This is a genomic window from Mucilaginibacter aureus (genome assembly GCF_053514885.1).
Map to the genome: position 1 here is coordinate 5364296 of NZ_CP170601.1, position 25093 is coordinate 5389388.

Below are 25093 nucleotides of genomic sequence, written 5' to 3' on the forward strand. Positions count from 1 at the left end.
ATTAAAAATTCGTTTTGCGAAATTTTATTAGATTTGCCGTCTTGTTAAAAAAAGCTATATAGACTATTAATTACACATTTTGATTTACAATGCAAGGTAAAGGGATTATTAAATTTTTCGCCATACTACTGGCAGTAGTGTGCTTGTACCAACTTTCGTTCACCTGGGTGGCCAGTAAAGTTGAAAATGATGCCAGCGAATATGCGAAAGGTAATTTGCTAAAAGAGAAAGCATACCTGGACTCGATGGATAATGTAGCGGTTTACCCGCTACTGAACTGGAAATACCAGTATGTTAAAGATAAAAAGCTGGCCCTTGGTTTGGACCTTAAAGGCGGTATGGATGTTACCATGCAGGTATCGTTGGTTGAGCTGATCAAAGCTTTATCAAACAACAACCCGGACCCTGCCTTTAACCAGGCATTGGAAAGTGCCGACCAGATCTCAAAAACAAACTCGACAGATTTTGTTACCCTGTTTGTTAAAGAATACGAGCGTATTGCCCCTAACGGAAAATTAGCCGCTATCTTCTCAACTAAAGATAACGAGTCGCACTTAAAGTTCAACGCTTCCGATTCGGAGGTGACTTCTTACCTGCAGGATCAGGCTAAGGTTGCAGTAACCCAGGCTAAAACAGTATTGAATACCCGTATCGATCAGTTTGGCGTAGTACAACCCAACATCCAGATACAACATGGTAACCAGATACTGATCGAGCTGCCGGGCGTATCAGACGAAGAACGTGTACGCAAGCTGTTACAAGGTTCGGCTAACCTGGAGTTTTACGAAACTTATGAGAATGCCGACTTTTTCCAGATACTGAGCAATGCTGATAAAATATTGGCCGCAAAACTAAAATCGGCTAAAGCAGATAGTACCAAAGCAACTGCTGCTACCACTCAAACCGCTGCGGCGGCGGATACAGGCAAGTCGCATGCGCTGGCTTTATTGAGTAAAGTTCAAAAAGCGGCCAATGATACTTCGCTGGCAGCCAAAAAAAGTCAGTTTGCCAATCAAAACCCATTGTTTGCTGTATTGCAGCCAAACTTTTACCGCGACCAAAATAACCAAACCTTGCCTGCTCCCGGCCCGATCATCGGTCATGCAGCCCAAAAAGATACGGCCAAAGTAAACGCTTTGTTAAATACGCCGGAGGTAAAAGCGGCTATCCCGCATAATGCTAAATTATTATGGGATGTAAAATCAGCCGGCGATGCTAAAGTATTCGCGTTATACGCCATCAAATTATCAGGTGCTGATAACGGCCCTGCCCTTTCGGGTGATGTGATATCTGATGCCCGTTCAGAGAACGATCAAACGGGTAACCCGGAAGTTATCATGGTGATGAACTCGGACGGCGCAAGCAAATGGAGAAGGATCACTGCCGACGCAGTAAAAGATCCTAAAAACTTAAAATCTATCGCTATTGTGTTAGATAATAACGTTTACTCTGCCCCCCGTGTACAAACAGAAATTGCAGGCGGTATCTCAAATATCAGCGGAAGCTACACCACCGAAGACACCAAGGATTTGGCTAACATCTTAAAATCAGGCCGTTTAAAAGCTCCTGTTCGTATTATTGGCGAAGAGGTAGTTGGTGCATCGTTAGGTGAGGAAGCTATTCACGCCGGTTTAATGTCGTGCGTTATCGGTTTCGTTGTGGTATTGATCTTTATGTTGTTTTACTACAACCGTGCAGGTACCGTGGCTAACGTTGCGGTATTAATTAACGTATTCTTTTTAATGGGTGTACTGGCCAGCTTAAACGCGGTATTAACCTTACCGGGTATAGCAGGTATCGTATTAACCTTAGGTATGGCGGTTGATGCCAACGTACTGATCTATGAGCGTATACGTGAGGAATTGGCTTTAGGCAAATCAATGCGTATAGCTGTTGCCGATGGTTTTAAACATGCCAAATGGTCAATTTTGGATGCCAACATCAGTACCTTTTTAACTGGTGCCGTATTATACGAGTTTGGCTCCGGCCCGATAAAAGGTTTCGCTACCACCTTAATGATCGGTATCGTTACATCGCTGTTCTGCTCGATGCTGATCTCGCGTTTAATTTTCGAGTGGATGCTGAAAAAAGACATCGAAATAAAATTATCAAACCCATGGAGCTCGCATACCTTTAAAAATGCCAACTTCCAGTTTGTTAAAAACCGTTTCAAATTTTATGCTTTCTCCGGTTTATTTATTGCTGCCGGTTTGGTATCGATGTTTACACAAGGCTTTAACTACGGTGTCGACTTTTTAGGTGGCCGCAGTTACGTAGTTAAATTTGAGCAACCGGTATCTGAACAAAAAGTACGTGAAGTATTGAATGCAACTTTCCACAAAGAACCCGAAGTAAAAACTTTTGGTACCGATGGCAACCAGTTGCGTATTACTACTACTTACATGATAGACGATAATTCGGCAAATGCTGAAGCTAAAGTAAGAGCCGAGTTAACCAAAGGCTTATCACAACTAAGCAAAAGCACTATCCGCAGTTCAGAAAAAGTTAGCCCTACCATTGCAAGCGACTTAAAAACAAAAGCGATATATGCCGTATTGTTCGCCATTGTGGTGATCTCGGCCTACATTTTGTTACGTTTCCGTAAATGGCAGTTTAGCTTAGGCGCGATGGTGGCTACCGCTCACGATGCGTTATTAGTATTATCGTTCTTCTCGCTATTTAAAAACATTATGCCATTCTCGCTGGATATTGACCAGGCGTTCATCGCGGCTATATTGACCGTTATTGGTTATTCGATCAACGATACCGTGGTAGTGTTCGACAGGATCCGTGAGTTCCTTGAGCTGCACCATGCTAAAACAGATAATCCTAAAGAGGTGATCAACCAGGCTATCAACGCTACCCTTAGCCGTACCATTATCACGGCCTTAACGGTGATCTTCGTATTGCTGGTATTGTTCTTCTTTGGTGGCGATGTGATCAAAGGCTTCTCGTTCGCATTGCTGATCGGGGTATGCTTTGGTACTTACTCGTCCATCTGTGTGGCTACACCGGTTATCATCGACTTTGGTAAAAAAGATCTGAGGTAATACTCGGCTCTCCAACATAAGCAAGGCTCCCGGTGATCAACCGGGGGCCTTTTTTGTTTTAAGGCAAAAACATATCATTCACAATTTGTTACATACTTTATGGAAACTACCCACAAATCAAAGTTCGCTAAAGTGGTTATTATCGGGGGTGGCTTTGGCGGTATCGAGTTAGCCAAACATCTAAAAGATGAACCTGTTGATGTATTGATGCTGGATAAGCATAACTACCATACCTTTCAGCCCTTGCTTTATCAGGTAGCTACCGGGGGGCTGGAAGCCGATTCGATAGCCTTTCCGCTCCGCAAAATATTCGACGGGCAAAAGAACTTCCGTTTTCGGATAGCCGAGGTGACCAAAATTCATCCCGTAAAACAAACCATTGATACCACGATCGGCGAAATCTCCTACGATTACCTGGTGATCGCTACCGGTTCAACTACCAACTTTTTCGGCAACAAGCAGGTGGAGCATTTTTCGATGCCGATGAAAAGCATACCTGAGGCGCTTAACCTGCGCAGCATGATCCTGCAAAATCTGGAAGAAGCCCTGCTGCAACCCAGCGAAGAGCTGCGTGAACCGTACCTTAACTTTGTGGTGGTTGGTGGTGGCCCGACCGGAGTTGAACTATCAGGTGCTATTGCCGAGTTGCGTAACCATATCCTGCACAAAGACTATCCCGAGCTCAACAAAAAAGAAATGCATGTTTACCTGGTTGAAGGCTTGCCAAAAGTATTGCAGGTAATGTCGCCCCAGGCATCCGCGAAAGCGAAAGAGTTTTTGACCCATATGGGGATTAAGGTGCTGACCAATGTAAGCGTAAAGGATTACGATGGCCACGAGATCACCTTAGCCGATGGCAAAAAGATCAAAACCCATAACGTGATATGGTCGGCAGGAGTTATGGGGCAGGTAATAGACGGTGTGCCGAAAGATACCATTGTAAAAGGTAACCGCATCCAAACGGATGAGTTTAACAGGGTAAAGGGCTGGGATAATGTATACGCTATTGGCGATGTAGCCGCTATCATCACCGAAGAAACGCCTAAAGGCCACCCCGGTGTTGCGCCGGTGGCTATGCAGCAGGGCAAGCACCTGGCTAAAAACCTGGTGAGGATACAGCGTAAAGAAGAGCCTGTACCTTTCAAATACTTCGACAAAGGCTCAATGGCAACCATCGGGCGTAATAAGGCTGTGGTTGATATTGGTAAGATCCGTTTTCAGGGATTTTTCGCGTGGCTAACCTGGATGTTTGTGCACCTGATATCGCTCATCAGTTTTCGCAATAAGGTGGTGGTATTCATCAACTGGATAGGCAGCTACTTTAGTTATAACGGCGGCGCGCGACTGATCATCCGCAAGTTTATCCGCGAAGAAATTGTAAATGAAGAGCATTTGCCAAAGGCGGAGGATTGATTTTTAGTTCATGGATCATAGGTGATAGTTCATAGTCCTTTTTGTAAACTTTGATCTTTTACTATGATCTATGAACCATCAACTATGAACTAAATTACTAATTTTGATTTGTGCCAAATAAACAATCATCCATCAAATTCACCGAATGCCCACGCGATGCCATGCAAGGCCTGCACAATTTTGTACCTACAGAGGTAAAGGCTGAGTATATCAACCTGTTGCTACGGGTGGGTTTTGATACTATCGATTTCGGCAGTTTTGTATCGCCCAAAGCGATACCCCAAATGCGCGATACTGCCGATGTACTGGCAAAACTGGATCTGGCAAACACCCGGTCAAAACTACTCGCCATTATTGCCAATTACCGCGGTGCCGAGGATGCCATTCAGTTTGATGAGATCACTTACCTGGGTTTTCCCTTTTCTATTTCCGAAACCTTCCAGCAGCGTAACACCAACTCCAGCATTGCCGAATCGTTCGATACGGTAAAACGCATCCATGAGCTTTGCGGAGAAAATAACAAGCAACTATTGGTTTACCTGTCTATGGGTTTTGGTAACCCTTACGGGGATGAATGGAACACCGGTATAGTAGAACAATGGGCAGAAAAGATGGTGGATGAAGGTATCGGCATTATTTCGCTGGCCGATACCACCGGTACCTCAACACCCGAAAAGATAGAGGCCATTTACCCAACTTTGGTTTCGCGCTTTCCGCAGACGGAATTTGGCGTGCACCTGCACTCCACCCCAGCCACAAGCTTCGAAAAGATAGAAGCAGCTTTTGACAGCGGTTGCAAACGTTTCGACAGCGCCTTAAAAGGCTATGGTGGCTGCCCCATGGCTGCCGATGACCTGACAGGCAACATCGCTACCGAAAACGTGATGAGCTTTTTACAGGATCAGGGTATTGAATTGAACCTTGATATGGATAAATGGGGTGAGGCGATGGCTTATTCGGGGAAGATTTTTGGATGAGATCAACTCTCCGCGCGTCATTGCGAGGGACGAAGCAATCCCCGACTTGAAGGTCACCCATGCTAAGCGGCTCTGTAAGTTGGGGATTGCCACGCTATCGCTCGCAATGACGTTCTAACAAAACTACTACTTTTTCTTCTCCATCGTAAAATGCTGTATCCCGGCTTCCTCAAACTGCTCGCCAACTTTTACAAAGCCAAAGCGCTGATATAAAGTAACGGCGTCAATCTGCGCGTGCATATAAACGTAGCTGGCATCAACAGGCAGATCATCCAAAACAGCCTGAACAAGTGCCTGTCCCGTCCCTTTACCACGATAAGGTTTCAACACGGCAAAACGTTCCAGCTTATAGCCTTTATCTGTTTTGCGCCAGCGCGATGCTCCGGCAGGTTTGCCATCCACAGTCGCTAAAAAATGCGTGGATACGTCTTCGTTCTCCCATTCCAGTTCGGGCGGACAATTTTGTTCGCCAACAAATACCTCGCGCCTAATGGCAAATACTTTTTCCAGGTCGGCCTCGTCCGTAACCTTATTTACTTTGATGTCCATCTGTAGCTTTTTCTAACTTTCTCGCAGGCCTTTTCTTTACATTCTGCGATTTATACAGGTGATTATCGTCGGCCGCGTCGATAGAATGCGTGCAGCCCAGATCGTCCTCCTGTTTGGCTAAGATAGCTATTCTTACATAAAACTTATGCAGTTGGTCAAGTTCGGTTTCGGTAATATCTTCAATATTTACCATGCGGTTACTGGCGCCCTGGTGCGCTGCAATTATTTCGTTCAACTTCAGATGTATCGCCTTCGAATCCTTATTTTGCGATTTTTGGATCAAAAACACCATCAGAAAGGTAATTATGGTTGTACCCGTATTGATGATCAGCTGCCAGGTTTCTGAATAATGAAATACGGGTCCTGTGGCCGCCCAGATAATAACCGTGCCGCCCGCTAACATAAATGCTGCCGAACTACCGGTGGCCATTGTTGCCCAGTTGGCAAATTTTTCAAAAAAGTTTTTCTTCTGACGCATATCCTTAAGTTTTTATGGCTAACAAAAAATAATGCCTATTGTTATACAGGCAACTAAAAAAGGGTATATTGTAGCCATTAAGCGCATATAAACGGCTTAATAAAAAACAAACAGTGCTCCCTGATAATCAATGCTAACCACTCAGCAACTTAAAGATATTTACACCAGCGAACAGGTGGCATTGATCCTGCTGGCACGATTATACTTTTCAACTGCCGGCAAAATTGAAGTGGAAGATTTTATAAAATCAACCCCGATCAACTGGCCAAAGGCTTATAAAATAGCCAAGGCACACGGCGTGCGCCCCTTTATTTATTACAATATCATCAAACACCAAATAGCCATTGGTAAAAACGTTGAGTTGGCCTTAAAAAAAGATCATGCTGCCATCCGCTTAAAAAATTTAAAGCAAGCATCGGTTACGGTAAATCTTATCAACGACTTAAAAAAACAAAACGTTACGCTTATACCGTATAAAGGAGCATTTTTTGCGCACAGCTATTACACCGATCTGGCTTTGCGCGAAAGCTCGGATATTGATTTTTTTGTTTCGATACACGATGCCGAAACAATTGAGAACTACTTTACCGCAAATAATTTCACACCTAAAAAAGCGGTATCAAAAAAACACCTCAAATTTTATCAAAAACTATCAAAAGATATTGTTTATACCAGCCCATCCAATGATCCTGACCATTCGTTTTCTATCGAGATCCACTGGCGTTTAATGGAGAAATTCTCGGGCAATTATCCGGGCTACACTTTTTTTAGTGATCACCTTGAGCCTGTTAAATTTGCAGGATCGGTGGTTGATAAGCTGCAACCCACTTACGATTTTCTGGCCGTGGCATCAAACCATTTTGTAAAAGATGTAAGCTCGAAGTTTAAATACCTGGTTGATGCCGCCTGCCTTATCACTACACAACCTAACCTGGATACCGGCCTCATTTTTTCTACCGCCGCAAAATACGGCTTTGCCCGAAAATTAAACGCCGGCCTATCCTTAACAAATGATCTGTTAGGCATCCGTCTAAAAGACTGGCAATCTAAAGAAAACCTGCCCGATTTTTATTTGCAAACCCCGGTAAAGTTCCCGCTGGTAAAAACTTACCTGAGCGATAAAGATTTTTTAAAACATTCGCTCCACCTGCAGGACAATCGGCTCAACAAATTCAAGTTTGTGGGCCGCTTAGCGCAATATACCTTTGTGCGCGGCTATGTTGATGTAATGGCATTAAACCTGCCTTTATCCTCCCTTGTAGTTTACTTTGCCAAAGCGCCGTTCCGTTTAGTGGGTAACCTGTTAAAACGGAAAACATAACAACAAAAAAGCCGGTACTATTTGCACCGGCTCTTCTAAAATTTATTACTCTGATTATAGTTTGCTGTAAACGTCAACGCAATTCAAATCGTCAAATGCTACTTTTAAGCGGCTAACAAACTGGTCTTCGCCCTTGCGCAACCAAACACGGGGGTCGTAGTATTTTTTGTTTGGCGAATCCGCGCCATCCGGACTACCGATCTGGCTTTGCAGATATCCTTCTTTGCTTTTGTAGTAATCCTTAATGCCTTCCCAAAATGCCCACTGCATATCGGTATCGATATTCATTTTAATGGCGCCGTATGAAATTGCTTCGCGAATCTCTTCCTGGCTCGAGCCCGAACCGCCGTGGAACACAAAATTGATCGGTTTTTCGGCAGCAAGGTTAAATTTGTTTTTCACATACTCCTGCGAGTTGTGCAATATTTTTGGCTGTAACTTAACGTTACCCGGTTTGTAAACACCATGCACATTACCAAAAGCAGCTGCCACGGTAAAACGCGGACTAACCTTTAATAAATGTTCGTACGAGTACGAAACTTCTTCGGGCTGGGTATATAAGCGTGAGCTGTCAACATCTGAGTTGTCAACGCCGTCTTCTTCGCCACCTGTAACGCCTAACTCTATCTCGAGTGTCATACCCATTTTAGCCATACGCTCCAGGTATTTGGCAGATATCTCTATATTTTCTTCGATAGGCTCTTCCGAAAGGTCCAACATATGCGATGAAAATAAAGGTTTTCCGGTTTCGGCAAAAAACTTTTCGCCGTGATCAAGCAAACCATCAATCCATGGCAATAATTTTTTAGCGGCATGGTCGGTATGCAAAATCACACCTACCCCATAATGCTCGGCCAGCAAATGCACATGTTTAGCCGCCGATACACCACCCAGGATACAAGCTTGCAATTTTGAGTTATCTAACGATTTACCTGCATAAAACTGCGCGCCACCATTTGATAGCTGAATAATAACCGGCGAGTTTACTGCTTTAGCAGTTTCCATTACCGCGTTGATAGAATTGGTACCTATAACGTTTACGGCGGGCAAAGCAAACTGGTGCTTTTTAGCAGCTTCAAAAAGCTCCTGCACCTGGTCGCCGTGCAATACGCCTCTATAATTTTTAATGTCCATTTTTATAGTTTTGATTTTGGTTTCGAAGTTATAAAAAATACTAATCCAATCAATACTTAGTGTACTTTTTACACTATAATTTATTTTTAATAATACAGTTTTGTTAGCACTAATTACACACAAGGTGGCAATAGGCAAACAAGTGTATGAATTTTTTTGTTTCTTTGCAGAGAATTGAAAGAGAAAGAATCAGTAATGGCGTGGTTTAAAAGAGAATCCCAGGGGATAATTACAACTACCGAAGAGAAAAAAGAAGCACCAGATGGCATTTGGAACAAATGCCCGAACTGTAAAAAGCCGCTTCACTACTCCGAACAGGTAGAAAATCAATACGTTTGCCACTATTGCGGATACCAGTTACGCATAGGCTCAAAAGAATACTTTTCGATATTGTTTGACGATAACAAGTTTAAAGAGCTTTTCGCGAACATCATATCGGGCGACCCTCTAAATTTTGTTGATACCAAAAAATACAGCGAGCGTTTAGAAGAAAGCATGGCCAAAACCGGCCTCAAAGATGCTATACGTGCCGCACATGGTAAAATAGAAGGCCAGGACCTGGTGATTGCCTGTATGGACTTTAATTTTATCGGCGGGTCAATGGGTTCGGTTGTGGGCGAAAAGATAGCCCGTTCTATCGATTACTGCATCGAGAAAAAAATACCTTTCCTGATGATCTCCAAATCGGGCGGTGCCCGCATGATGGAAGCGGCCTTCTCGTTAATGCAAATGGCTAAAACATCAGCCAAACTGGCTTTACTGTCACAAGCTAAAATACCCTACATCTCTTTATTAACCGATCCTACTACCGGTGGTGTAACGGCATCATATGCTATGCTGGGCGATATCAATATTGCCGAACCTGGTGCTTTAATTGGCTTTGCCGGCCCACGGGTTATTAAAGAAACTATCAAAAAAGATTTACCTAAAGGTTTTCAAACCGCCGAATTTGTGCAGGAACATGGATTTTTGGACTTTATAGTTGATCGCCGCGAAATGAAAGCCAAGTTAGCTTCGTTTTTAAAGATGATGGCGAATTAAGTTATTTGTTATTGAGTTACTAAGTTAATAGCTGTTAATTATGCAATAACCAAATAACTCAATAACCAATAACTTCTTAAAATATCTTCTTCCGCTTCAACCGCAACGAATTTCCGATCACTACCACATCCGAAAAAGCCATTGCAAAAGCACCAACCATCGGGTTTAGCAATCCAATGGCCGCGATAGGGATAGCTACCACGTTATAGGCAAAGGCCCAAAACAGGTTTTGTTTAATGGTGATCAACGTATGCTTACTGATCTGCATAAACTTTACTACCGAATGCAGGTCGGTATTGAGCAGCACTACCCTTGCCGACTGAATTGCAATCTGGCTGGCATCATTCATGCTCACACCCACATCGGCCTGGGTTAAGGCTGGCGCATCGTTAATGCCATCGCCTATCATCAAAGTCTTACCCTTCTTTTTACATAAGTCTATAATCACCAGCTTTTGTTCGGGGAGCTTCTCGGCGTATACCTTTTCTATACCTATCGCTTTGGCAACCTGCTCACACTTACTCTGCCTGTCGCCGCTTAACAATATCGGCACAACACCCATCTTTTTAAGGGTGGCTATCAATGCGGCAGCGTCGGGCTTAATGTCATCTTCAATAGATATCTGCGCAAGCAATTGATGATTTTGATATAAAAACAAGTTAAAATCAGTACCATCAATCGTTTTATCCGATTTTAAAGCTGTACCCAAAAAGTACTTATTGCCATCAATATCTTCGGCACGCATGCCCAAACCTTTTTCTTCGGTAGCCGATTTCAAAATAACTTTTTTCGCGGCAAGCGGTTTTAAACCCGCCACCAGCGATTGTGCTATCGGGTGATTGGACCGCTCTTCTATCGCCAGAATAATCCCACGCACGGTTTCTATATCGTCAATTTCAGCCTTAATTTCTTTGATACTGAATTTGCCGGTGGTCAGCGTGCCTGTTTTATCAAATACCACATATTTGGTATTGGCAACAGCTTCTATAGTATCACCACCTTTGATCAGGATACCGTTTTTTGCGGCACGGCCCAACCCAACCATTACTGCAGTAGGCGTAGCCAAACCCATAGCGCAGGGGCACGATATCACCAATACGGCAATGGCATTCATTAAAGCTTTTTGAAAAGCTACATCAAACACATAAAAAGCAACAATAAAGGTGATCAACGCGATACCTATAACCGCCGGGACAAATACGGCCGCTACCCGATCGCCTAATTTTTGAACAGGCGGCTTAGCCGATTGCGCTTTTTTCATCAGCTCAATGATCTGCGAGAGCACGGTATTCGATCCTACTTTCGTAGCGATCATCTGTACGTTACCGTGTTGGATAATGGTACCGCCAATAAGTTTATCGTATTTGGCCTTTTCTACGGGGATACTCTCGCCTGTCAGCATCGATTCATCTACTGACGCTTCGCCCGAAAGCACTTCGCCATCCACGGGGATCTTATCGCCGGTATTGACCAGCAATGTATCACCCGGTTTAACTTCCTTCGCACTGATCACTTCTGTTTCACCATTGATAACGCGGGTAGCATTTACCTGCTGAAACTTCACCAGATCCTTAACTGCCGAGGTGGTTTGACTAACCGAACGTTTTTCAAACACATTGCCCAGTAATACCAGGGTAATAATAGTAGCGCATGTTTCATAAAACAGGTAGTTTTCACCTAAATTTTGAACAGTGCCTATCAAACTATAAACAAATGCCGACGATGATCCAACAAAGATCAGTACATCCATATTAGGTACGCCACCTTTTAACGAGTTAATAGCGCTTTTGCCAAAATGCAGGCATCCCAGTATAAAAACCGGCACGCATAAACACAATTGTAGTATCGGGTTATGCAAAAAGTGCCATGGCAGCACCATGTGCAATAAAAGCGGGATGGTAAAGATGAGCGAGAAAATAAATTTGTTTTCAACCTTATCGTAAAAAGGCTCATGATGGTTGTTGATATCGGCAACAACTTTATAGCCCAAACCTTCAATATCTTTGATCACATCGGGCACAACCGATCCATCTGGCGCGGCAAACTTTACCTCTTCGCTGGCAAAGTCAACAAAAATATGTTGTAAGCCTTTCTTTTCTAAAAGCTTATGTAAGGATAAGGCACAGTTGTTACAGTGCATCCCTGTCACATTCAATTCCACCAACTGTTCTTCTGCCATAGTGTAACAAAAATACAGTTATTTATACCCGTTATAAATAATTAAGGTAAACACAATGTAATTTTAAAAATGGTTTGACATTAGCCGGAAGATTTATACATTTGCACTCTCCAAAACGGTAGATGTAGCTCAGTTGGTTAGAGCATCGGTTTGTGGTACCGAGGGTCGTGGGTTCGAGCCCCATCATTTACCCAAGCGCCTTTCATTAAAATTGAAAGGCGCTTTTTGTTTTACAACATTCCGTAATCACAAAAAAACTGAAATACAATATGCTTTTTACAGAGCAAACCACAAAGGCAAGCCTCCATTGTGGTCAACTTGTACCATATCAGGATCAAAAGTGATACCATGTAAGGTTTTTTCGGTGCTCTGCACAAGCTGATAGCCCCGTCCGGCTACATCCGGCCCATTATAGGCTCGCCAATAATGCTGAAAGGAAAGATTCTGATATAATTGCTGCGGACCGAGCAATGTGCCATACCCCACGTAAATGCCCGGCACGTATCCTGCCGCATGCACCGCCGCATACCAGGCCTGGCAATATGCTATAACCTGCGCGGGTGGTGTACCGGCAGCCACTTCTTCCAGGTCCAGCCAAATGTTCATCCCTTGCGGTAGTCCTATTTGTTTTGAATAGATCGCTGCATAACCTCCGTATTGCGTTCCAAGCACCGCGGTAGGCGCCCAGCCGGGTAGCGCCACATGCTGCACAGCCATGAGGGCCAAACCAGCGTTCAAAATAACCAATGCCTCTGCCGTGGTTAAGTTACCTGCTGCCAGCGCCGCTGTACGCGGGATGTAACGGATGCAAAAAGTATACCCGGCCGATTTAAAAGCCGCAGCGCTGGAAGCTGTCAACACTACATTGACATCAAATCCTTGTGCACCGGATACAGCTTGCTGCACAGTACCCGGAAGTATGCCTGGAGATGAATTATTGGCCATAAGATAATCAGGTTAAGGGTGAAGTAAAAACGAACTGATTTACTTAACTAATGTATAATTATTTTGTTGGTTATAAACATGATGTCCCAAAAAAATATTCAATATCCGGGCCGACGGCTAAAGTATTGTTGGTTTAATATAAATTGCAGATAAATGAATCCCGAAGCAAATAACATCTCACTTACCTTGCACCATCTGGGAGAAAGCCACCGTATACAAACCTGCCACGGACAGTATCATAGTTTGTTGGCGCTCATCTCCGAAAACCTGGCTATACCGGGCTTTGGCATATGCGGCGGCATGGGCAGTTGTGGTACCTGCCTGGTTAAAATAGGCGATCAGCATTCGGCCATTAAAAGAAACGTGTTGGCCTGTTGTATCCAGGTTAACGATGACTTGTCGAACAAGGACGTTATTATACCTGACAAAATTTATTAGCACATTTACCTTATGCAATTTACAGTACCAAACCCGCTCCGCTTAACTACTAAAAACTTACGCAAACCAGTCTGCTTTATCATTGCATTCCTGTTATCTCAAAACTATCCGGGTTACAGTAAGTCTTTATCAGATAGCCTGAATTTCATATTCAAATCCGGCGAAAACGGTTATTCCTGCTTCCGGATCCCTGCATTGATCTGTACAAAAAAAGGTAATTTGCTCGCTTTCGCGGAAGGTAGAAAAAACGATTGCGGCGACTCGGGGGATATAGACCTGGTTATAAAAAGATCGGCAGACAATGGCAAAACATGGAGCAAATTGCAGGTAGTTTGGAGCGATTCGACCAATACCTGCGGCAACCCGGTTCCTGTTCAGGATCAAAGCACCGGCCGTATCTGGCTCCTCTCTACCTGGAACTTAGGACCCGATCACGAAAAACAGATTAACGATGGCACAGCGAAAAAAGGCAGGTGTGTTTTTACGCTTCACTCCGATAACGATGGTGTAACCTGGTCGGCACCCGCCGAAATTACCGCACAGGTTAAAAAAAGCGACTGGACCTGGTACGCTACCGGCCCATGCCATGGCCTGCAAATTACCGTGGGGAAATTTGCGGGCCGGTTAGTGATCCCGGTAAACCATGTTGAAAATAAACCCCGCCGCAATTTTGCCCACGTTATTTATTCCGACGATCACGGTGCTACGTGGCATTTAGGCGCCAATACGCCTCAGGCCGAAATGAACGAAACCACCGTAGCCGAAATTTCGGGCGGGCGGCTAATGCTGAACATGCGCAATGGAAACCGGGCTATCAGAACCCGGCATACCAGTATTAGCCCAGATGGGGGCCTTACCTGGAGTGCTATTGAAACGGATACTACTTTGATCGAGCCTGTTTGCCAAGGCAGTTTGTTAAGCTATTTTTACACTAAAAACAAACCAACATTGTTTTTCATTAATCCTGCAAATACAAAATCACGCAGAAATGTGACTTTACGCATGAGCGAGGATGACGGAAAAACCTGGAAATACAATATGGTTCTGTATCCTGGCTTTTCGGCCTATTCTGATATCGCTGTTTTAAACAAACACACCATTGCCTGTTTGTTCGAGGCCGGTTATGCCAAGGCCAACGAGGGTATTGTGTTTAAAACTGTCGGTTATCCTGATCTAAAGAAAGCAGAAAATATTAATCTGCCCAATTAACAAAAACCATAAGCTATATAGTTTGTTATGCATCTGTAACATTTTGAAAAACAAACCTATACAGTTATGAAATTTTTAAGAATAGTCCCCCTACTATTCCTTGGCGCAGCTTTACTGCAGAGCTGCGTTAGCAAAAAGGAATACATGGCGTTGCAGGCTGATAATACCAAATTGCAGGATGCCAATAAAGATCTGACGACAAGATATGCTGCCACCACGCAGGATCTGAACGTCGCGAAAAGCAGGAACACCAGCCTTGAAGAGCAAATATCGCAACAACGAGTAGCGTTGGCTGCGTTACAGGCTTCGCTCGACAGGTGCCTTGCCGGTAATACCCAAGGGGGTGCAAACATCTCTAAACTGGTTGATGAGATCAACGCATCAAATAAATACATCCGCCACCTGGTTGATGTTAAAAACAAAAGCGACTCGCTTAATATGGTGCTTACCACCAACCTAACCCGTTCGTTAAGCGCCGACGAAATGAAAGACGTAGATGTTAAAGTGCTTAAAGGTGTGGTTTACATCTCCTTATCTGATAATATGCTGTACAAATCGGGCAGTTATGAAATATCCGACAAAGCAGGCAGCTCTTTAAGCAAAATAGCCAAAATAATTACCGACTATAGTACCTATGATGTATTGATTGAAGGTAATACAGATAACGTACCTATTTCGCAACCCAACATCCGTAACAACTGGGATTTAAGTGCTTTGCGTGCATCATCGGTGGTACAATCCTTGCAAAACAATTATGGTGTTGATCCTAAACGTTTAACAGCCGGCGGCCGTGGCCAGTTTAACCCGGTTGCTGACAATGGCACACCCGCAGGTAAAGCGCAAAACAGACGTACGCAGATCATCATTACACCTAAATTGGATCAGTTTATGGATCTGATAGGCAAAGCGCCCGAAAAGCCACAGTAATAATTAACTGTGCGATTATGGTAACTTACATTAATTAAATTTAAGCGCTTCCCGGAATCGGGAGGCGCTTTTTGGTATAAATAGTCAGGTTAACCCCACAAAGCAGGCACCCTGGTCGCGGTATAATTTATCCATAATGGGCAGATCGAGTGGCTTTAACAAATAAAAGTGTGTATGTTGGCCAACAAGGTCATCCCTTTTACCCAGGTAAGCAAAAGGCTGATCGAAAGAATGAAACCCGAAGTGTACAGGATACTTTAATCTTGGATCGGCAATTACCAGCGGGCTTTCGGTTATATCAATATTCAAACAATAATCGGTGTATTGGCCATTTAATTCGCCGGGAAAGTAGTACTCAAAATTATTACCTAACATCGGAATGTGAGGTATAACGAACAACGGCACAGTTGACAATGAAATATGCTCGATCTCCGTTTCTGAACTAAAAGCAAGCCCGAGTGTGGAGTTTGCGCTCCTGGCAAAAACCATTTGATATACCGGTACCCTCATTATTTTAGCTGATTTGAATAATGTGAAAAATAATTTGGATAGCGGTATTCAGCAATAATATAATGCTGTTGTAAATGGTTTTGAATTGTGATTGGCAATAAAGTTTCATAGGTAGTGTTTTTCAGCAGCCAAACTCCGCAAAATCACAACCAAAAAAAACCGTGAAAACACCGTATTTTCACCGTCGAAAAAACGCATGCAAACAACAGCTAAATAACTTTAGTGCAATCTTTTACGTTTCAGCATACCCCCGGTTGTATCGTCAATGCTCTGCTGCACTATAAATGCTTTGGGATCAATACTTAATATCTCGTTCTTTAAGCCGGGTATTTCGAGCCTTGTAGCTACCATAAAAATAATATCACGCGGGTCGTTGATCTGCCCGTCCTTACCATAACCACTTTTGCCTTCGTATATGGTTACCCCACGCCCAAGCCGTTCGGTTATTACCATCCTTATTTCTTCGCTCTTTAGCGATACAATGGTTATGCCGGTATATTGCTCAATGCCGTTCAATATAAAATCAACCATTCTGGAAGCTGCAAGATAGGTCAGAATTGAATATAATGCAGGCTCTGTTCCTAAAAGAAATATCGCCGCCGAAAATATCAGCACATTGAGTATCAGGATAAAATCGCTCACCTTGATCAGCTGAGTTTTTTTGCTCACCAGCAGCGCGGCAATCTCAGTTCCATCCAGCACAGCGCCGCCACGCATGGCAAAACCAATACCCACGCCTATAAAAAACCCTCCAAATACGGCCGTTAATAATTTATCCTGTGTAACATCCGGAAAATGAATAAACGCTATGCAAAGCGAAAGACCGGCAATTGCCAGCGTACTTTTTACAGCAAAGCGGATACCTAATTTGTGATACCCCAGCCATAAAAAGGGTACATTGAGAATAAATATCAATAAAGAGATGGACACATTGGTAGTAGCTGCGATCAGCATGGATATCCCGGTAACTCCTCCGTCAATAAAATGGCTCGATAACAGGAAGCCTTTTAAACCCATGCCGGCACTTAATATGCCTAATAAAATCAAAACGCTGTCTTTAAGTACGATTTTAAGCTTCATACCCAAAGATAATTATCCAAAACGCAATCGGTATTTAAATTTGCACATAGTTTGTGCCAGGTATAAAGGTACCGGCATTATGCAGAGCCAGCAGGTCGCGCCAGTTGTATCCAAATTTTTGTTCCAGATGCGGATAATCTTTAAAACTTCCGGCAAAATCACCGCCCCAGGTAAAACCATATTTTTTAAATATATCCACAACAATCTTCCAATTGGGGTCTTTCTCATTCCAGATCATCTTCCCTTTTATAACTAAAGCAAAGTCTACAGCTAATCCATAGTTATGGTATGACGCACCAGCCTTAGCGTTGGTTACAATTTCCCCCGGCGTTGTACGGCCTTTCGCATATAGTCTATCGCTTTCGGCAAAAGTTCGCAAACCTTGGGTAATAACGGGATGCACGCCTGCCGGGGTAGCCTTCACTGCTTCGTTATAAGCCAATAAGGCTGTGTCTCTTAATTTGGGGTGCAATGTTTCTATTTGTGCTAATGAGTCGTCCATAATCTTGCTTTACTATAAATATATCGAATAATACCCTATAAAAACAAAAGTTCAAGACATTTTATTACACTAAATGTGATGATATAAAACAGTTATTAATTTTACAATTTGTAGCTTAGTTTTTACTAACTACGCTGAACAGATCAATGAAAATATCGCCCCCTGTTTTTATTATCGCCATAGCCGCGTTGGGTATTGCCAGCATTTCAGAGTTAATATTCCATGGGGCAATTCAAACCGATCAGCATCCCATCAACAATATCCCTCCTTACACACAAAAAATTGTGCCTAATGCCTTAAAAAACATGTTCGGCATCAATGCTTACGAATGGAATTTTTTGCAAAACCCCAAAAACCTCAATGATGCCTCGCATATCTATCCTCCCAAAATGGATCTGATCAAATGTTTCAGCGGGGTGAGGCACTATTTGGATTGGGAAAAAATAGAACCCGTTGAAGGCAGCTTTACTTTTAACCCGGCTAATAATGGCGGCTGGAACTATGATGCTATTTACACCGAATGCAAACAAGATGGTATTGAAGTTTTAATGTGCTTAAAAAATTGCCCGCCCTGGATTGTAAAAACCTATCCATCGAATTTACAGAACGGCGAAGATGTACCCGCGCCCTACGGGCCCGACAGGCTAAAACCGGCATCGTACCTGTTACAGGCCAAAGCCGCCTTTCAATTAGCTGCGCGGTACGGATACAATAAAAAAGTAGATCCTAAACTGGTTACCGTGGCTACCAAACCCCGCTGGACTGCAGATCCTGTTAATGAAGTAAAAATCGGTATGGGCCTGGTAAGATACATCGAGTGCGATAACGAGCGTGATAAATGGTGGAAAGGTAAACAGGCGCAACAAAGCGCCGAAGAGTATGCGGCTAATATGTCGGCATTTTATGATGGTGATCAGGGCCGGTTAGGTAAAAACGCGGGGGTAAAAACTGCCGACCCTACCATGCAGGTATTAATGGGTGGCCTGGCAAATCCTGATCCTGCTTTTGTTGAGGAGATGATCAACTGGTGCAAAACACACCGGGGATACCGTAAAGATGGCAGTATAGATCTGTGTTTTGATGTGATCAATTACCACTTTTATCCAAACAACAACCAGGATAACGACAATAAACAGGCTACACGCGGCAAAGCGCCCGAACTAACCGAAGCCGCGCGCATTGCCGATGCCTTTGTAACTTTAGCCGACAGAACCGCGCACCGCCCCGAGGTTTGGATAACCGAATGTGGTTATGACCTGAATGCTCAGAGCTCACAGCGGGCAATTGCTATAGGCAACAAAAAAGCCGAAGATACCCAGGCTGACTGGATACTGCGGTCGACATTATTATTTAACAGGCATGGGATAAAGCGTTTGTTTTTTTACCAGTTGTTTGACGATAACCCAACCAGCACCATAAAATACGGTACATCAGGATTAACCGATGAGCATACGGTAAAACGCCGCCCGGCCGCCGATTATTTGCTGCAAACCAGCCGGTTAATGGGTAACTATACCTACAGGCAAACTATTGGTAACGATCCGCTGATAGATGTTTACCAGCTTGGTGCTAAAAAAATGTATGTGCTGATGATACCCGACGAAAAAGGCAGAACGGCGACTTACAAGCTAAACCTGGGTACACGAAAAGCTGTTATCCACTCGTTAAAACCCGGTGCAGACGCCATGACAGATAGAACCGTAAAAACTGCAAAAGGCAAACTGGATATTCCAGTTACTGAAACACCGGTGTTTGTGGAAGGTATTTAAGTACCTATCCCTTTTTCCTTGCGGGATTTGATTTCATAGAGAAGGTTGCCTTTGAGCTTAACGTACCCAATTTACCGCCATTATTATTCTGTATCTCGCCTTTTTGAGCAGCCTTTAAAAATGGGCTCTTTTTTGATGCCTTTGTCATAATTGGTTAATTTATAGGTAATGTACTCAAATATAATGTTTTACTCGGTTGTTTAGTACTGCCCGCGATAAAACCTGTTATTTTGATTGATTTTTATAGGATTGGCATTGTACCAGGCATAAAATGCATCCCATTTAGGCTTATTGGCTTGATACCATAAATTGAAAGCTGTTTCATCACCCTTCATTAACAGCCAATGGTTATAGGCTTCAAAATGCCCGGCTTTTATGATCTCATCCTGGTAACTAAATAAGGCGTTGGGGTATAATTTATCGTAACCTAACTTATGGTACGAACTGATAAAACCTGTACGGATGCTGTTTAATGATTCCAGGTCGATGGTTTTTTGTGTACCTACATTCATTAATACAGGTAAGCCATAAGCCAGGTTAAAGGGCATTTTAAATTTGGAGATATCTGCTTTAGGGTCAACATTAATCGTATCCCGTTTACTAAAATCCACACGCGCTTTACCGCTTTCGCCGATAGTAATACTGGTTTTATACGTATCAAAAAGCAATTTACTTATCTCGTTGGTACGTTTGGTATTCCGCTCAAGGTTCATAAATATCTCACCATAAATTATACCCCAAACGGTTTCGGTAGTGGCACAATAAATGCGCGATGCCCAGTAATAATTTGACGGAAAAGCAGGATCGGCCTTAATGCCCTGCTCACAAAAGTTAAGTGCCTTAACAAAATCCTGCTTACCTATCTGTATCACTGCCGATTCGAGGTATAACTCGCCTGCATTAGGGAACAGCTTAAGCCCTGCCTCATAAGTTTCAATTGCCTTATCCTTCATCCCCGCATCATCGTAACTATTGCCAAGCAACTGGTAAACGCGCGCAAAAACATCTTTATAGTCTTTTAATTTAATCAATATCTCAATGGCCCGGTTGTAATTTTTGTTACTGTAATAACAATACGCCATTTCGTAAGGGTAAACGGCGCTTGCCGGATCAAGCTTTTGAGCTTCGCTTAATAAATTAAGCGCTTCCATAAAACGGCCCTGGTCTTCCAGTACTACAGCTTGCCTGCCTAAGTCCTTAGCTTTTAACAAACCGCTTTGCGCGGAAGCCGTATCAATGGTAAATAAGAACAAAAACAGGATGATAATTTTAAATGAGTGACGCATTGCAATTTATACTTTATGATAAAAGTATACAAAAAGGCCTTGACTGTTAATAACGGCATGAACAATTAACAAACATTAACAGATAGTAAATATGCAGACGTGTAAATGAAAACACCCGATTTACCCATTCGCGTATCCGCACATTGATCAGGCAGGTTTAACCGGGCTGCCTACCCAATCGGTTCCGGGCGAAAGGTTCTCCCCTTTCATTACCAGCGACAAGGCATCGATATGGGTATCGTTACCTATCTCGCTATCATACAACACAATGGTACGCGAGCCAATACTGCTGCGATCGCCAATTTTAACCGGACCTATTTTCATTACCCGGTCTTCAAATAAATGTGTTTGCGGGCCACAGTCTTCGTTCAATTCCACATCATCGCCCATGGTTATCATATCATGTTCGGTAAAGTCGGTAGTATTCAGCCATGCCCGCTTACCTATTTTAACACCCATTACACGCAGGGCTAAAGGCAACCAGGGCGTTCCGCGCAAATAATCCAGCAGAAACGGAACGGCCAAAGCCTCGTAAGTTGATGTCACCGCCTCACTGCGCCAAACCATCCACGTCCACATTGGCTTTTGCCTTGCCCGGTATTTTCCTATAAACGTCCATTTTAGCAGTACTACAAATAAAAAGGCCGGTATGCCCATAAAGCGCAGGTAATAAACAGGAAACAATACAATAACTTTCCATAATGGCTCATCTATCACCAGCGAATGCGCATAAGCGATGAACAAAATAGTAAAACAGATGATGGCGCTTTCGGGTAATATAATCCGGATAAACTCTACAATTCCCCGGGCTATCCTGCGGCCGGATTTAGGGGTTACTGTAAGTTCGGGCGGGTATATGGTACTACCTTGCCTGCGCGGCATAGCAATGGCCGGCGAGCCAAACCAGTCCTTGGCAGTTTGGTTAGCTAATTGTTCCGCACTCGGCGGGGTTGAAAGTACGCCCACCAGCATATCACCGGGTAAATTATATCCTTGCGGAATGAGTGCACTGTTACCAACAAAGCTATTATCGTTGATGATGGTTTTATCCAGTATCAACTGCTGCCCGCGCACATCGGCCTCACCCAAAGTTACGGCATCGGCAATAAAGGCCCCCTCGCCTATTTCAAGCAGCGGATGAGTTACATTACTTGCTGTTGATACCTCGGTGTTCTTCCCGATCTTCGCACCAAGCGCCCTGAAAAACATGGATACAAATATCGTAGCATAAATAGGGTGCAACACGATGAGGCATAAAGAGATCAACTGATCGGCAAACCATTTACGGATATAAGTAAAACTGTATATGGGATATTTACCCGGTTTAATACCCCACTGTAAGGCCCGTGTAAGTACGATCGTTTCAAGAGCAAAAAGTACAATGTATAGGGTAGCCAGGATTGGGATCCGCCACATATAGGTAAAATCCCATGGGTCGGCATTGTTATCCAACACGTTTACGGCAATAATAATGGGAATAAGCGGCAACAGAATGATAAAAGGAAATACTGTTACCGACACAGAAAAACCGAACATATACCGCCTGCGTTTTGCGGGTGATACCGGTAAGGGCTGCGGAAGCTCTTCAATAGCCTTGGTTTCCTTTAACTGCGCCGGACTGCCGTACCATATTTGACCAGGCTTGATAGTTTCGCCATCCCGCAAGTGACTCAGATCCTGTAGCTCGCTCCAATCCTGCATTACAGCACCGCCTGCTATTACGGCGCCGCTGCCTATATAAGCATGGTCTCCAAGTGTTATCCGTCTTAATTTCAGCATGCCATCTTCAACCCAGGCGTTATTGAGCATTACATCCGAGCTGATGCTCACGTCGCGCCCTATCGTCACCAGATCTTCGGCACCAATACTAAACGCACTGATCTGGGCATCCGCCTCTACTTTTACTCCCAGCAGCCGCAAAAAGAACGGATACAACGGCGTACCATTTAAAAACTGCATAGGCAGCAGCCTGTTTATAGTTCTCACAAACCACCACCTGAAATAATAAGTACCCCATAACGGGTAATCACCTTCCTTCATTTTACCGATGACCAGCCATTTTGATAAGATGATAGTGCCGGTAAACAACGGTGGGATAAAGCAGAAGAATACCAGTGCCATCAGTAAAGCAAAGGTTCGGGTCTGTTCGTCCTGCTCAAAATAATAATAAGCCAGGTACGGCGAGAATATCTCAACGGCAAACAAACCGAAGATAATACCCAGCGACAAAGTCTGCGCCGCCCAGCAGCTGTAATACCGCCACAGGGAAATCTTGTTAAAAGTGCGTTCCTTCTTTTTGGTTGGGGCTTGAGTTTCCCAGGTTTCAATCAGCGTGCTTAATGGCCGGTGCAGGTAAATATCTTTTAATGATGCCTGCGGGATACCGGCATCGCGACGAAGGCGCGATACCAGCGCAGCCGCCAGCAATGAGTGACCGCCCAGATCCTCAAAAAAGTCCATCGACAAGGTGACGGTTTTATTGGGGAAAGTATTATTAAGCACGGCTAAAAACCGATCGGCAAGCGGGGCGTTCATATCCAGCGTATCGGTTGGATCGCCGCTGGTTGCCAGTAATATTTCGGGAACGGGTAATGCCTTGCGGTTAATTTTCCCACTGGGCATACGCGGCATTTCGGGTAAACCTACAATGGTACCGGGCACCATATAACCGGGCAGTACTTTTAATAATTCGGCGCGGAGTACGGCTTCGTCAAAGGTGGTGTTATCTTCAGTAACTACGTAACCAACTAATTGATCCTGCTCATTGCTGTCTTTTTTTACAGCTACCGCTGCCGACATGATACCCGAAAGCCCGTTCAGTTTAACTTCGATCTCACCTAACTCGATACGGTAACCACGTAATTTGATCTGGTCGTCAAAACGGCCCTGCAGATCTACCGTCCCATCTTCGTTAATAATACAAGCATCGCCGGTGCGGTATATCCTGTCGCCGGGCATATCGATTAACGATGCCGGTTTGGCTACAAATTTTTCTTTAGTTAGTTCGGGCAGTTTAACGTAACCACTTGACAATCCCGGCCCGCTGATCACCAACTCACCACGCTCACCGCGCGGCAAAAGATTAAGTTGTTCATCAACAACGGCTAAATTATAGTTGGGTAAAGGGTCGCCGATGGTAATTGCATCGCCGGGATGTAACTGAGCTATAGTTGCCGTAACGGTGGTTTCTGTGGGGCCATAGCTGTTATAAAATTGTCTGTTGGGTTTTGCCCATTTGGCCAAAACCTGGGGTGTGCAAGCTTCGCCACCGGCATTTACTAATCGTATTTGGGGATTATCATCATCTATTACAGCCAGCAAACTGGGTACGGCATGTAAAATGGTAATATGCTGTTGCTTTAAAACATCACCCAATTCGTCAATAGCTTTTGATGTGGTATTGTCGGCAACCCAAATGGTTGCTCCGGCCAGATAACTTACCCAGGTTTCTTCGCACCACATATCAAACGAAACGGAGAAACCCTGGTAAACACGGTCGGCGGCATCTATATTAAAAATGCTTTGCTCGGCACGCACCAATTGACATATCTGCCGGTGTCCTATCGGGATGCCTTTGGGTTTACCTGTACTGCCCGATGTATACAATACATAAGCATAGTTATCCGGTAACGGACTTTCTGTCAATTCGAAAATCTCATCGTTTTTTGGCCGCGATGGCATCGTTAATATAGGGCATGTCACATTTAACTGGTCCATGCTGAAACAGGCATCGGCCTCACATTCGGTCAAAACGGTTTCCACGCGCTCGGCAGGCATTTCCCGGTCAACCGGGACATAAGCCGCGCCGGCTTTAATGATCCCTAATATGGCTACGTGCAACTCAAGCCCGCGGCGCCACCAAACACCAATTTTTGCACCACGTTTTATACCTTGCTTTGCCAAATAAACTGCAACAGCATCACTCCAATCATTAAGTTGTGCGTATGTTAACGTTTCGTTGTTAAAAATAAGAGCGGTTTTATCAGGATATTTTAAGGCTGAGCCGGTAAACAGATCGGCCAGCGTCTCATCAAGAAGAAGATCGGGGCGATCAGCTCCTTTAATAATACTGACAGAGGTGATAACAGATAGATCCGGGTGCACGATATTAGGTTATATTTTGGCTATAAATATCAGTTGGACGCACAATGATAGATATAGTTTATTGGTTATTTATCGGTAATTAAAAATTTACACAGGCGTATTAAAAGCTGGTATTTAAACAGATTTTACAGGTAAATTGTTAGGGAGATGGAAAAAATAATATGATGCAATGTGACATAGA

At 43.8% G+C, this 25093-nt stretch carries 20 protein-coding genes and 1 tRNA gene; 10 read left to right on the forward strand and 11 right to left on the reverse strand.

Annotation, left to right across the window (positions count from 1 at the left end):
- Positions 1–89: 89 nt before the first annotated feature.
- From secDF to ACFGVR_RS23165, 3 genes are all read left to right on the forward strand, one after another.
- The gene (secDF, locus tag ACFGVR_RS23155; protein ID WP_448700071.1) at positions 90–3050 is read left to right on the forward strand and encodes a protein translocase subunit SecDF; all 2961 of its coding nucleotides are present in this window, start codon (positions 90–92) and stop codon (positions 3048–3050) included.
- Between the two features lie 99 nt (positions 3051–3149).
- Complete coding sequence (locus ACFGVR_RS23160; protein ID WP_448700072.1) at positions 3150–4463, forward strand: NAD(P)/FAD-dependent oxidoreductase; 1314 nt, start codon at positions 3150–3152, stop codon at positions 4461–4463.
- Between the two features lie 110 nt (positions 4464–4573).
- Positions 4574–5440, forward strand: coding sequence for a hydroxymethylglutaryl-CoA lyase (locus ACFGVR_RS23165; RefSeq protein ID WP_448700074.1), 867 nt, complete (start codon positions 4574–4576; stop codon positions 5438–5440).
- A gap of 126 nt (positions 5441–5566) precedes the next feature.
- On the opposite strand, the gene ACFGVR_RS23170 is transcribed toward ACFGVR_RS23165, so the two are convergent.
- Both ACFGVR_RS23170 and ACFGVR_RS23175 read right to left on the reverse strand, forming a co-directional pair.
- Positions 5567–5989: a GNAT family N-acetyltransferase gene (locus ACFGVR_RS23170; RefSeq protein ID WP_448700075.1), complete on the reverse strand. Its 423-nt coding sequence runs from the start codon at positions 5987–5989 to the stop codon at positions 5567–5569.
- Positions 5970–6467 (reverse strand): low affinity iron permease family protein, encoded by a 498-nt coding sequence (locus ACFGVR_RS23175; RefSeq protein WP_448700076.1) that lies wholly within the window; start codon positions 6465–6467, stop codon positions 5970–5972. The genes ACFGVR_RS23170 and ACFGVR_RS23175 overlap by 20 nt, the downstream gene beginning before the upstream one ends.
- 130 nt (positions 6468–6597) lie before the next feature.
- Here ACFGVR_RS23175 and ACFGVR_RS23180 point away from each other — a divergent pair, with 130 nt between their 5' ends.
- A complete protein-coding gene (locus ACFGVR_RS23180) occupies positions 6598–7788 on the forward strand; it encodes a nucleotidyltransferase domain-containing protein (RefSeq protein ID WP_448700077.1) in 1191 nt (396 codons plus the stop codon).
- Between the two features lie 54 nt (positions 7789–7842).
- On the opposite strand, the gene fbaA is transcribed toward ACFGVR_RS23180, so the two are convergent.
- A complete protein-coding gene (fbaA, locus tag ACFGVR_RS23185) occupies positions 7843–8922 on the reverse strand; it encodes a class II fructose-bisphosphate aldolase (protein ID WP_448700078.1) in 1080 nt (359 codons plus the stop codon).
- A gap of 195 nt (positions 8923–9117) precedes the next feature.
- On the opposite strand from fbaA, the gene accD reads away from it, so the two are divergent.
- Positions 9118–9963 (forward strand): acetyl-CoA carboxylase, carboxyltransferase subunit beta, encoded by an 846-nt coding sequence (accD, locus tag ACFGVR_RS23190; protein ID WP_448703051.1) that lies wholly within the window; start codon positions 9118–9120, stop codon positions 9961–9963.
- A 76-nt stretch (positions 9964–10039) separates the two neighbouring features.
- Here accD and ACFGVR_RS23195 read toward each other — a convergent pair whose 3' ends face one another.
- Positions 10040–12142: a heavy metal translocating P-type ATPase gene (locus ACFGVR_RS23195; protein WP_448700079.1), complete on the reverse strand. Its 2103-nt coding sequence runs from the start codon at positions 12140–12142 to the stop codon at positions 10040–10042.
- 118 nt (positions 12143–12260) lie between these two features.
- Between ACFGVR_RS23195 and ACFGVR_RS23200 the strand changes: the two genes are divergently transcribed.
- A tRNA-His gene (locus tag ACFGVR_RS23200) sits at positions 12261–12334 on the forward strand.
- 84 nt (positions 12335–12418) lie between these two features.
- Here ACFGVR_RS23200 and ACFGVR_RS23205 read toward each other — a convergent pair.
- On the reverse strand, positions 12419–13087 hold the full coding sequence (locus tag ACFGVR_RS23205) for a DUF1906 domain-containing protein (protein ID WP_448700080.1): 669 nt from the start codon (positions 13085–13087) through the stop codon (positions 12419–12421).
- A 153-nt stretch (positions 13088–13240) separates the two neighbouring features.
- Between ACFGVR_RS23205 and ACFGVR_RS23210 the strand changes: the two genes are divergently transcribed.
- The 3 genes from ACFGVR_RS23210 (at position 13241) to ACFGVR_RS23220 (ending at position 15661) form a co-directional block, all read left to right on the forward strand.
- Positions 13241–13525: a 2Fe-2S iron-sulfur cluster-binding protein gene (locus tag ACFGVR_RS23210; protein ID WP_448700081.1), complete on the forward strand. Its 285-nt coding sequence runs from the start codon at positions 13241–13243 to the stop codon at positions 13523–13525.
- Between the two features lie 12 nt (positions 13526–13537).
- The gene (locus tag ACFGVR_RS23215; protein WP_448700082.1) at positions 13538–14734 is read left to right on the forward strand and encodes a sialidase family protein; all 1197 of its coding nucleotides are present in this window, start codon (positions 13538–13540) and stop codon (positions 14732–14734) included.
- Positions 14735–14800: 66 nt separating this feature from the next.
- Positions 14801–15661 (forward strand): OmpA/MotB family protein, encoded by an 861-nt coding sequence (locus ACFGVR_RS23220; protein WP_448700083.1) that lies wholly within the window; start codon positions 14801–14803, stop codon positions 15659–15661.
- Positions 15662–15745: 84 nt separating this feature from the next.
- Here the strand turns inward: ACFGVR_RS23220 and ACFGVR_RS23225 are convergent, their stop codons facing one another.
- The 3 genes from ACFGVR_RS23225 to ACFGVR_RS23235 all read right to left on the reverse strand — a co-directional run bounded on the left by ACFGVR_RS23225 (position 15746) and on the right by ACFGVR_RS23235 (position 17753).
- Entirely contained in the window at positions 15746–16150 is a 405-nt protein-coding gene (locus ACFGVR_RS23225) for a hypothetical protein (protein ID WP_448700084.1), read from the reverse strand.
- 240 nt (positions 16151–16390) lie between these two features.
- Entirely contained in the window at positions 16391–17251 is an 861-nt protein-coding gene (locus ACFGVR_RS23230) for a YitT family protein (RefSeq protein ID WP_448700085.1), read from the reverse strand.
- Positions 17252–17285: 34 nt separating this feature from the next.
- Positions 17286–17753 carry a M15 family metallopeptidase gene (locus ACFGVR_RS23235; RefSeq protein WP_448700086.1) on the reverse strand — a complete coding sequence of 156 codons (468 nt, stop codon included), beginning with the start codon at positions 17751–17753 and terminating at the stop codon, positions 17286–17288.
- Between the two features lie 146 nt (positions 17754–17899).
- Between ACFGVR_RS23235 and ACFGVR_RS23240 the strand changes: the two genes are divergently transcribed.
- The gene (locus tag ACFGVR_RS23240) at positions 17900–19522 is read left to right on the forward strand and encodes a hypothetical protein (RefSeq protein WP_448700087.1); all 1623 of its coding nucleotides are present in this window, start codon (positions 17900–17902) and stop codon (positions 19520–19522) included.
- Between the two features lie 4 nt (positions 19523–19526).
- Here the strand turns inward: ACFGVR_RS23240 and ACFGVR_RS23245 are convergent, their stop codons facing one another.
- From ACFGVR_RS23245 to ACFGVR_RS23255, 3 genes are all read right to left on the reverse strand, one after another.
- Complete coding sequence (locus tag ACFGVR_RS23245; protein WP_448700088.1) at positions 19527–19670, reverse strand: hypothetical protein; 144 nt, start codon at positions 19668–19670, stop codon at positions 19527–19529.
- A 52-nt stretch (positions 19671–19722) separates the two neighbouring features.
- Entirely contained in the window at positions 19723–20808 is a 1086-nt protein-coding gene (locus ACFGVR_RS23250) for a tetratricopeptide repeat protein (RefSeq protein WP_448700089.1), read from the reverse strand.
- 147 nt (positions 20809–20955) lie between these two features.
- Entirely contained in the window at positions 20956–24912 is a 3957-nt protein-coding gene (locus ACFGVR_RS23255) for a Pls/PosA family non-ribosomal peptide synthetase (RefSeq protein ID WP_448700090.1), read from the reverse strand.
- Positions 24913–25093: the final 181 nt, after the last annotated feature.